This window comes from Pedobacter sp. HMWF019 (assembly GCF_003061025.1).
Classification (GTDB): Bacteria; Bacteroidota; Bacteroidia; order Sphingobacteriales; family Sphingobacteriaceae; genus Pedobacter.
Genome location: NZ_QAIL01000164.1, coordinates 1 through 9,313, shown reverse-complemented (window position 1 = coordinate 9,313; position 9,313 = coordinate 1). Strand labels below are relative to the sequence as shown.

The window sequence follows — 9,313 nt, the reverse complement described above, 5'->3', positions numbered from 1 at the left end:
CCAATCATCTGACAACACCTGCTCCTTTATGATATTTATCTTTTCATTCATGATTATATTTGATCATTTTTGATTATATTTGATCAAATATAATCAATTATATGAGTTTTCAAGAAAGAAAGAAGAAGATTTTAAACATACTTGAAGAGTTTGATCAGTTATCTGTATCAGAAATTTCTGAAAAGACAGCTGTTTCCCCAGCGACAGTCAGAAGAGATTTAAAGGATCTGGATGCACAAGGCCTACTGCAGCGTACACATGGAGGCGCAATAAAACTAGAAACTCAGAAATTCACCGGTTTCCACCAAAAGAAAAATGTAAGTGAGTCAAAAAAACAGTTCATTGCGAAACTGGCAGCAGAGCACGTAAAACCCGGCGATACTTTATTTATGGATTGTGGAAGTACTGTATTTGCCATGTGCAGCTATTTGAAAAAGACTAAACCTTTAAAGATAATTACCAATTCGCTACCGATAGTAGCTGAATTAATGACCTGTCCGGAAATCAGCCTCAACTTAATAGGTGGAGAATTAGATCAAGCTCGCAGGGCAGTTCATGGTCAAATGGCCCTAGAGCATATTAATCACTACCATGCGCCGAAAGCATTTATAGGGACAGATGGCTTTTCAATCAAAAAAGGGCTGACCTCTAATACTGAACTTGAAGCCTCAATAACAAAGGCATTCTGTATCAATGCAGACCAGGTATATTTGTTATGTGACGCCTCCAAAATAGAAAGCAATGCTTATGTACAATCCGCATCACTTTCTCAAATTAAATATTTGATAACAGATATTCCGCCCGCCGTCACTGTCCTTAATGAATTGTCCATGAAGGGTATAATTACATTATCTGGAGAAATAGACCAGTGATGATACACATTACAGAGTCACCGTTATGGTTTTCATTTTCATCATAAAAACCTCTAAAAAAGACGGAAGCGGGATATCTCCGTAGAAATACCCCGCTTACCTAATTAACGCTCTCAGTTATACAAACGAATAAACAGGTCTTTTAGTTTTTTTAAATAAAAATAAATCCAGATGTATTGATTAAGCTAGTTGGAAGGATCACTTTTAGAAAAAATGGTATTTGTTTTCCATAGTACATAGCCCAAATCAGCGCATTTTCTGGCCACCTCAATCTCGATCTCCGGAGCAACATCATTTACGATTCTCCAGCGAACATTATATTTACCAGTATAACCAATGTAAATCACAATATCTTCGGAAAGCGGCTCAACAGAATGAAGCTTCTTTAAATGCGTATCCTGCAATTCCACAGCAAGGCGTTGAAGTCTTTCATTCATCACTTTGGCCAGTGGGGCAGTTTTAAGGGAATCAGGTTCTAAAATTGGCAATACAGTTACAGTCATAAGGCATCCTCAAAAAATAAACGGAGGAAATCAAATTGATTTACCCCCGCAATATTAACGCTCTCGAAGTAAAAATAATAAATTTTATACGATTTATTTTTTCCTTGTTCTATTCTTTTACTCTAAAAGGTTGCTTTCCTGACAGCAAATCCCAAAACAAGATAAAATCACTGGCCAGACTATAGGCAGGGTATTTAAAAGTAGCAGGTTTGTTCTTCTCAAAAAAATAATGTCCAATCCAGGCAAACCCATAGCCAACTAAAGGAACTGCGATCAAAAATTTCATTTCATGAAAAAGTATAGCACCTATCAACAGAAGGCCCACCAGGCCTGTCCCTATAAAATGAAGTATTCTGCTGGTCAGGTTACGGTGCTCGGTTAAATAGAATGGATAAAATTCTTTTAATGACTTAAATCTGGTATCTGGCATGAAATTTAGATAATATGGTTTTCCTGTAAAAAATTTTCGAGATGCTGAGGATGTACGGTCATCAACAAGGCGTTCAATCCCGCTTTCTTTGCCCCTTCTATATGTTGAGGACTATCATCTATAAATAACGTCTCTGCGGGCACCAAATTGTTCTCTCTGATTACTTGTTCGAAGATTTCCACGTTCGGTTTACGCAAATACATTTGCTGGGAGAAATAGGCCTTTTCAAAAAGATGATCAATAGACTCCATTTTAAATTCTCTTCTTAAATAATCCATGATCCATAGATAATGAATCTCATTGTTATTACTAAGGAGAAAGGTGCGATATTTCTCTTTGACTCTTAAGAGTAATTCGTGAATTCCCGGAGGAACACCGATCAATAAACTGTTCCATGCAGCATCAATTTGTTCATCAGAAATTAAATTATTTCCTGCTTCTTTACGGATTCCGTCTCTAAATTGATTTGGTGTTAGGGTGCCTGTCTCAAAATCATCAAAAATATTGTTGTGGCTTTTGTGATCAAAAAAACCGGAAACATTAGAGATACCGAGTTGTTCCAGAGCATATTGAGCATTTTTAAAGTTGATCTCAAAGATCACGTTACCATAATCGAAAATAATATTTTTAATTTTTTGCATAAAAGTGTTTTCAAAATTCGATGTAAATATGTAACATTGCACTCGCAAAATCAAACCGATTTTCGGGGCCTATAGCTCAGTTGGTTAGAGTAGAAGACTCATAATCTTTTGGTCGCTGGTTCGAGCCCAGCTGGGCCCACACATTTAAAAGCCGTTTCTATACACTAGAAATGGCTTTTTTTTTTTAAACGAGGCGTTTTTAGCCTTCAGCACTGGCTTTGGCTTCGTCCATAAGTCAGGTTCAACAATGATTTTTGTTTAACTGCACGCAAAAGTGTAACGTAAATGCGTGCCAAATAACCATTGTATGGCTACTGTCAGCGCTAAAATTTTCCCCCATCTCTTGAGAAAAGATGGCACATTCAATGTCAAAAATCTGTGTTTCTCAAAAGTAGGAACTTAAGTATTTTGATACTATTCACTTGGTCGCGTCGAAACAGTTGACTGAGGATTTGAAAATCAAAGATAAATTTATTCTGTATGAATTGCTAGCCTAAGCCTGGTAGACGTGGGGAACGGTAAGCTGAGCAATACCGAGGTTTAGAAACAATCGTCTTTAGATACCTGACTGTCAATTTCGTTTTCGTTCTATTAGTGTTCGTGCAAGACATTCGTAGGATAACGGAATTCCTTACAAATCATGTTTACGGCATGGTCCGGATCTGGCCATAAGAATGTAAAACAGTGCCAGGCATTGGATCTCGTCTGCTGATAGGCAGGTTTATCCCCCCTGAATTTAGCTTTAATCCTTAATTACTCGCAGAAATTCATCGCGGTAGGTTTCTCCGATAGGGATAGAATGGTCTTCGATGAAAACCATATAACCATCAATCAGTTTGATCTTATCAATAGATAAAATGTAAGATTTATGAACCCGGTAAAACGGAGGTTTGGGCAATAGCACTTCCAGTTCCTTCAGCGTCTGGTAGGTGATGATGCGCTGCCGGCTGGTATAGATAGATACATAGTTTTTCAGGCCCTCTATATATAGAATATCCTTGTAGTCTACTTTCAGGAATTTGTTTTTAGCATCACCCTTAACGAAAATGAAGTCGCTGACCTGGGTAGGGGCTGATGCTGGTTCCTGTACGCTGGGTTTAGCGGGACTGATGAGTTGCTGTGCTTTGGCTACGGCCTTATAAAAACGCTCGTAAGAGATGGGTTTAAGCAGGTAATCCACTACATTCAGATCGAAACCTTCCAGGGCATACTCGGAGTAGGCTGTTGTCAGGATTACCCTGCATTTTTCCCCGCATATTTTAAGGAACTGAATGCCTGTTAGTTCGGGCATCTGAATATCTAAAAATATCAGATCCACTTTCCCTTCCTGCGCCAGGTTAAGGGCTTCGAAGGCATTGGTCGTGGTGCCTGCCAGTTCCAGAAACGGGGTTTTTCGAATATAGGTGGCAATAATTTCCGAAGCATAGGCTTCATCATCAACAGCAAGACAACGTATCATTCAGGTGGTTTTTAGAAGATTAAATTAAAAGATAAAAAGGGGCTGTGCCCTAAATTACGGGAATTAATTGATAAGTATTAATGCAGCGAAACGGGAATAGTCAGTGTGGTCCGGTAAATCTGTTCTTTCTGGTTGATGGAAAGTTGATATGCTTCAGGATAAATCAGGTCTAACCTGCGCTGAATGTTGACCAGGCCAATTCCACTAGAATGATCCTTTTGGGCATGGCTGATCAGATTACTGACTTCCAGGGTTAACATTTGCTGCTCTACCCTGATGTGGATACGTACTGGATGCGCTGCGTTGTTGACTACTCCATGTTTAAAGGCGTTTTCGACAAAAGGGATCAGGATGAGGGCAGCGATCTTCTGGGATTCTTCGATTTTGCTGGTGCTGAATTCTACATAAAAATCAGGCTCAAAACGCATTCTAAATAGTTCTATATAACTCTCCAGGTACTCCAGTTCGGCAAGCAGTTTAACTTTACCGTCAGGGTTGTCATTTAAGGTGTAGCGCATCAGTGCCGATAAACGCAGTACGGCATTTGCCAGTTTATCCGAGACCGGGATGGCCAGTGAATACACGTAGTTCAAGGTATTGTATAAAAAATGCGGGTTGATCTGCGATTTGAGGAATGCCAGCTCTGCTTTTTTTGCTTCTTCTTTTAAGAGGCTGTTATTTTTTTCGGTTCGAAAAGCATTGGTAATACCCCAGGCTGCACCAGCCAGTACAATATAAGAGATCGAATAATAGCTATTGTCCAGGAAATAATGGATTGCAGTCGTATCCGAATCGTAGTTGTGGAAGTTGAATAGTTTAAGATAAATAACTTCTTCAGTCAGGTAACGGAGCGCAACAAACAGGATGATAGCCAGAATAATTCCTACAAGCAGCATGGGAATGGTTTTCCGCTTCAGAAATCGGGGAAAAACCCATAAATAGCAGAAATAAAACTGTGAAATCTGTACAATAGCCATTGAAACATCAAAAGCGGCGCGGCTAAAAGTAAAGTTGTTATTTAACAGGTATGCTCCATATCTGTAAAGCAGAATTAATATCCAACAGAGCATATGGATAAAGACTATCCTTGTTTTTTTCATATTTAAACCTATGAAAAGATAATTAAATGTTCTTTATTTCTTACACCAAAGGCCTGAAATTTTATCCCAAACATCCCAATCTCAGGATCATCCCCGGTTTTAAGGCAATAGGCGGTTGGGATAATTAATCAGGGGGTTGGTGTAATAAAATTTCATAGGGTAGGGTCATGCTGCACCTTTGTTCCATATCAAAACAAAAATTAACCTTTAAACCCTCCCGTTATGAAATCTTTAATCCAAACCTTATTCATCTTCCTGTTCAGCATTTGGACAGCGCAGGTTTCGGCGCAGCAAACAGAAGTAGTCGTTGTAGGCTCTTCTCATGAAAATGCCCCGGGTTCGGAAGACTTTAACCAAGTCATTACTAAATTGAAAAATTTTAAACCTGATATGGTATTCGGTGAATTTCTTTCTCCTGAAGACTATGCGCAGCTGAAGTCAAACCAGTATGGGTATGAGAGCCTCAAAATGGCAAAAGATTTTGTGGCCCTGAAATTCCCTGAGTTGAGCGGAGATCCTGCAGCTAAAATTAAACGGGCAAATCAGAAGCTGGCTAAGTTTGCCTATTACCACAGGCTGAGAATGGATCTGGTAGGTTATTATTTAAAACAGTCTGATATCGCTAATGCACGTTACCAGGTATTTGTGCTGGAAAATTACATGAAAAGTGCTTTCGGAAAACAAGAGCAGGCTTATTATGCTGAAAAGTTTGGAAACCGGGATTCTTTGATCAAGGCCAGACTTTACAGGTCGGACAGCGAATACTGTACCATCTATTTCCCCCTGATCTATGCATTGAAACAAGAACGAATCTATTCGATGGATTCTCAGAAACACGATACAGAATGGTCAAAAGCATGGAGCCTTGCAGCAAAAGCATTCAAAGAGCTGGAGCAGAAAGCAAACAGAGATACCGCCTCGGCCGAAGCTAAAACTGTGGCTGCAATTACAAAATATTCGGAGTTTACGGGGAATGATATGAAAATGAAGAGTAAATCAGCTTATGCAAATATGGCTACCGACCGGTACGATGAATTGAATGACAGCTGGAATTTCTATGGAGGCAGGCATTTTTATGGTTATCCTGGTTTTCCCGATCAGCACGTTAAAGATATGTATATACAATGGGGTTTTAGAAACGAAGATATGTGTGCCAATGTACTGAGACAGCTGAAAGAGAAAAAATCAAAAAGGGTAGTAGTCGCTGTAGGCGCTGCACACCGTAAACTGATGGAAGATATCATGGCCAAAGATCCGGCTATCAAAATTATCAATTATAATGAGCTGCGTTAAACAGCTTTTTTTACCACGATATTCTACTTTTAAAAATAGATTTTACCCATTCTGTGTATCTTAAAAAATAATTATGAAAAAGAAGTTGTTCAGCCTGTTGTTACTATGTACTGTACCCTGTCTGTTATTCGCCCAGAAAACTATTTCGGGAGCAGATAGTGCCCGTATAGTGGTAGATTCCATCATGAATTATGCCCAGTCAAAATCTATTTACAGAGATCGGGTAAACTGGGAATCCATCAGGACCACTGTCTACCAGAAAAGTGCTCAGGCCAGTTCGGTACAGGAAGTGATGCCTGCTGTAGAGTTGATTTACCAGTTGCTGGGTGATTTTCATGGTTTTACCAACAGAGGCAGAAAGTATTATAAATGGAGGCAGAAAAACCCGAAACCAGACACCCTGTTGTACCGCAGTACACTGCGTAAAATAAAAAAGGGGCCTGGAGTGGATATCAGGATTTTTGATCAGAAATACGGTTATCTTTTAATTCCGGAAAATAATCCTACCCACAAAGGCGATAATGAACGCCTTGCACAGCAGCTACAGGATTCTCTCTCAAAACTGAACCCTTCCAAACTCAAAGGGATAATTATTGATCTGAGAACCAACAGCGGCGGAAATATGTATCCAATGATTCTGGGAGTGGCTAATCTGCTGGGTGATGGGCAACTGGGATCCTTTATAGATCCTGTGACCCTTAAAAAAGAGTCGTGGGAAATCAGGGGGAAAGAAATTTATGCAGGTGATGAACTGATGTGCAGGCTGAATACACTTGCTGCCTTGAATACCAAACTGAAAATAGTGGTTTTGACAGGAATGAATACAGCCAGTTCGGGCGAAGCAACAGCCATCTCTTTTAAAGGCAGGAAAAATACCTGGTTTATTGGCGAGAACACCGGCGGATACACAACAGCCAATGATTCATTTCGGATTTTTGACCTGAATGTGTTTATAGCTACGGCCGTTGAGGCGGACAGAAATAGAGTAATCTATGACAAAAATGTGTCTCCGGACCAGGAAATCTTAGCGGGTGATAATTTTGAAGAGCTGACTAACGATGCTAAAATTATAGCAGCGCTGAGATGGCTGAAACACTAGGTCGTCAATGTTTTTGTAAAGTTTTAATACAAGAAATAACCGCGCTGGATGAGGAGCAATTAACCTTCCTTTTTCCTCAATTCGCTCGCAACTCCTTTTATGAACAGATAATTTACCGTTCCCCCAATCAGACCACCAACCACAGGCACGAGACGTCGCCCCACCTTTGACCCTAAATTTGCCAGGATCTTTTCTGCAACCTCCTCCATAATATTTTTACTGATTGCCAGTTTGGTATCCGCCTTAACAGAGGATGCCACAATCTTAAAGAAATCATCAAAAGTAACTTTGTAAGCACCTGTATTGTGATAAGAAACCGCCAATGTAACCCGAAATTGCTGGGTAATGATATTGATCACATCAAGAGGAGTACCAATCAGCATGGTACTAATCCCACCTACTCCTGTAATTAAACCAGATCCCGCTGCCAGTAAAGCACATTGATTGATAAATTTATCAATCCCCATGCTATCCACACCTTTTTTGATGTTTAACTGATCAATCTGGTTGAAAATTTGCTTAAAGCCACCTGCAGCAAGGGTTTTAAAACCTTCGCCCAAGTCCTTTTTCACTTTTTTAAAATTAACCCGCTTTAATGATGGTATAGCCATATCTTTTTATTTAACGACAGGACTATACCATTTTTCATGCCAGAGCGGCTATGCCTGCCAACTGCACCTTACAAATCGTACTCTTTCTCAATAACAGACAAGATCAATTCCTTCACTGTAATCCCTTTCTGAGCACCCAGAATTTTCAATGCCTTTAAAGCACTCTTCCTAAGCCTCAAAGGATAGGTTGTTTCTTCTTCAGTCTGTTTATTCTGTTTCACCTCCTTTACGGAGTCTTCTTTTGCCGAAGTTCCTTTTACAGGAGAATTAAACAAAGCAGATACTCCACCCAAATTCTTATTATTATCTTCTATATCACCTAAGTTTTTCTTTGCCATCACCTTATAGTTTAACTAAAATTTCATCTACCAAATCTGAATAATCTACTGCCCCGTTTGACAGAGGTGCGTATTCAAATACATCTACCCCTTTAAGCTGAGCTTCTACCAACGACACATTAATCCTGATTGAAGTATCAAATAGTTTATCATTAAAGTATTTCTTTATACTGGCTGTAATCTGTTCTGTAATTACCCTCCGTGGATTGATCTTTGTAATGAATACACCACCAATGGTCAGGTCTTCATTGTAATGCGTTCTCACATCAGAAATGATAGACACCAACCTGTCAATCCCCCGGTAGGCGAAATATTCTGCTTCCAATGGAATCATCACCGTATCGGCAGCAACCAACGCATTTACGGTAAGCATACCTAAAGCCGGAGCGCAATCAATCAGGACATAATCATATTTTCCCTGTACAGATTTTAACAATCTCTTTAGAATGGTTTCTCTTCCAAGCCGGGAAACCAACTCAATCTCTGCACCCAGCAAATCTAATGAAGAAGGAACGATATCCAGATACTCAGAAACAGATTCAATAGGAAGAGCGGTATCATCTTTTATACTATCATAGATAGAAACTTTAACATCCCTTAGGCCCAACCCTTCTGTTAAATTAGACTGAGGATCGATATCAACCAATAACGTTTTTTTCTTTATACGCGCCAATCCGGCTCCAATGTTCAAGGTGGAGGTTGTTTTTCCTGTGCCACCTTTATGGTTTATAACAGCAATAATTTTCATCAATATATATAATTTGTTTTTTATCAGCGATGAAGCGATCAGTGTACTGCTGCACATGATGATTTCATCGATATATCTTTATATAAAGACGCAATGATAATAAGATATATTGACAATTTAATTTAAATTTGCCCTTTTTATACCTGAAGTGAATATAAGTTTACACTTTTGCCTTCAGACCAATTTCAGACACATTGAAACAAACAAACGACGCACCTG

Annotated in this window: 11 protein-coding genes and 1 tRNA gene; 4 read left to right on the top strand and 8 right to left on the bottom strand. The window is 39.3% G+C overall.

Annotated features, from left to right (window positions below; translation table 11 throughout):
* Positions 1–101 precede the first annotated feature (101 nt).
* Entirely contained in the window at positions 102–872 is a 771-nt protein-coding gene (locus DBR11_RS10715; protein ID WP_108552440.1) for a DeoR/GlpR family DNA-binding transcription regulator, read from the top strand.
* Between the two features lie 185 nt (positions 873–1,057).
* Here DBR11_RS10715 and DBR11_RS10710 read toward each other — a convergent pair whose 3' ends face one another.
* From DBR11_RS10710 to DBR11_RS10700, 3 genes are all read right to left on the bottom strand, one after another.
* Positions 1,058–1,375 (bottom strand): hypothetical protein, encoded by a 318-nt coding sequence (locus DBR11_RS10710; RefSeq protein WP_108552438.1) that lies wholly within the window; start codon positions 1,373–1,375, stop codon positions 1,058–1,060.
* Positions 1,376–1,484: 109 nt separating this feature from the next.
* The gene (locus tag DBR11_RS10705) at positions 1,485–1,805 is read right to left on the bottom strand and encodes a DUF962 domain-containing protein (protein WP_108552436.1); all 321 of its coding nucleotides are present in this window, start codon (positions 1,803–1,805) and stop codon (positions 1,485–1,487) included.
* 5 nt (positions 1,806–1,810) lie between these two features.
* Complete coding sequence (locus DBR11_RS10700) at positions 1,811–2,446, bottom strand: HAD family phosphatase (protein ID WP_199233812.1); 636 nt, start codon at positions 2,444–2,446, stop codon at positions 1,811–1,813.
* A 65-nt stretch (positions 2,447–2,511) separates the two neighbouring features.
* On the opposite strand from DBR11_RS10700, the gene DBR11_RS10695 reads away from it, so the two are divergent.
* A tRNA-Ile gene (locus tag DBR11_RS10695) sits at positions 2,512–2,585 on the top strand.
* Between the two features lie 603 nt (positions 2,586–3,188).
* Here DBR11_RS10695 and DBR11_RS10690 read toward each other — a convergent pair.
* On the bottom strand, positions 3,189–3,905 hold the full coding sequence (locus DBR11_RS10690; RefSeq protein ID WP_108552432.1) for a LytTR family DNA-binding domain-containing protein: 717 nt from the start codon (positions 3,903–3,905) through the stop codon (positions 3,189–3,191).
* A 77-nt stretch (positions 3,906–3,982) separates the two neighbouring features.
* Positions 3,983–5,005: a sensor histidine kinase gene (locus tag DBR11_RS10685; RefSeq protein ID WP_108552430.1), complete on the bottom strand. Its 1,023-nt coding sequence runs from the start codon at positions 5,003–5,005 to the stop codon at positions 3,983–3,985.
* A gap of 222 nt (positions 5,006–5,227) precedes the next feature.
* Here DBR11_RS10685 and DBR11_RS10680 point away from each other — a divergent pair, with 222 nt between their 5' ends.
* Together DBR11_RS10680 and DBR11_RS10675 are read left to right on the top strand one after the other, a co-directional pair.
* Positions 5,228–6,298 carry a DUF5694 domain-containing protein gene (locus DBR11_RS10680; RefSeq protein WP_108552428.1) on the top strand — a complete coding sequence of 357 codons (1,071 nt, stop codon included), beginning with the start codon at positions 5,228–5,230 and terminating at the stop codon, positions 6,296–6,298.
* 73 nt (positions 6,299–6,371) lie between these two features.
* A complete protein-coding gene (locus DBR11_RS10675) occupies positions 6,372–7,397 on the top strand; it encodes a S41 family peptidase (RefSeq protein WP_108552426.1) in 1,026 nt (341 codons plus the stop codon).
* Positions 7,398–7,456: 59 nt separating this feature from the next.
* Here DBR11_RS10675 and DBR11_RS10670 read toward each other — a convergent pair whose 3' ends face one another.
* The 3 genes from DBR11_RS10670 to DBR11_RS10660 form a co-directional block, all read right to left on the bottom strand.
* Entirely contained in the window at positions 7,457–8,008 is a 552-nt protein-coding gene (locus tag DBR11_RS10670; RefSeq protein WP_108552424.1) for a hypothetical protein, read from the bottom strand.
* 68 nt (positions 8,009–8,076) lie between these two features.
* Positions 8,077–8,346 (bottom strand): hypothetical protein, encoded by a 270-nt coding sequence (locus DBR11_RS10665; protein ID WP_108552422.1) that lies wholly within the window; start codon positions 8,344–8,346, stop codon positions 8,077–8,079.
* Positions 8,347–8,350: 4 nt separating this feature from the next.
* Positions 8,351–9,094, bottom strand: a complete 744-nt coding sequence (locus tag DBR11_RS10660; RefSeq protein WP_158275263.1) for a ParA family protein — start codon at positions 9,092–9,094, stop codon at positions 8,351–8,353.
* Between the last annotated feature and the right edge of the window lie 219 nt (positions 9,095–9,313).

What these genes read in the sequence shown, in the direction of transcription:
- DBR11_RS10685 (WP_108552430.1), bottom strand. Translation starts at nt 5,005, where the DNA reads ATGAAAAAAACAAGGATAGTCTTTATCCATATGCTCTGTTGGATATTA.
- DBR11_RS10700 (WP_199233812.1), bottom strand. Translation starts at nt 2,446, where the DNA reads ATGCAAAAAATTAAAAATATTATTTTCGATTATGGTAACGTGATCTTT.
- DBR11_RS10690 (WP_108552432.1), bottom strand. Translation starts at nt 3,905, where the DNA reads ATGATACGTTGTCTTGCTGTTGATGATGAAGCCTATGCTTCGGAAATT.
- DBR11_RS10670 (WP_108552424.1), bottom strand. Translation starts at nt 8,008, where the DNA reads ATGGCTATACCATCATTAAAGCGGGTTAATTTTAAAAAAGTGAAAAAG.
- DBR11_RS10675 (WP_108552426.1), top strand. Translation starts at nt 6,372, where the DNA reads ATGAAAAAGAAGTTGTTCAGCCTGTTGTTACTATGTACTGTACCCTGT.
- DBR11_RS10665 (WP_108552422.1), bottom strand. Translation starts at nt 8,346, where the DNA reads ATGGCAAAGAAAAACTTAGGTGATATAGAAGATAATAATAAGAATTTG.
- DBR11_RS10705 (WP_108552436.1), bottom strand. Translation starts at nt 1,805, where the DNA reads ATGCCAGATACCAGATTTAAGTCATTAAAAGAATTTTATCCATTCTAT.
- DBR11_RS10715 (WP_108552440.1), top strand. Translation starts at nt 102, where the DNA reads ATGAGTTTTCAAGAAAGAAAGAAGAAGATTTTAAACATACTTGAAGAG.
- DBR11_RS10710 (WP_108552438.1), bottom strand. Translation starts at nt 1,375, where the DNA reads ATGACTGTAACTGTATTGCCAATTTTAGAACCTGATTCCCTTAAAACT.
- DBR11_RS10680 (WP_108552428.1), top strand. Translation starts at nt 5,228, where the DNA reads ATGAAATCTTTAATCCAAACCTTATTCATCTTCCTGTTCAGCATTTGG.
- DBR11_RS10660 (WP_158275263.1), bottom strand. Translation starts at nt 9,094, where the DNA reads ATGAAAATTATTGCTGTTATAAACCATAAAGGTGGCACAGGAAAAACA.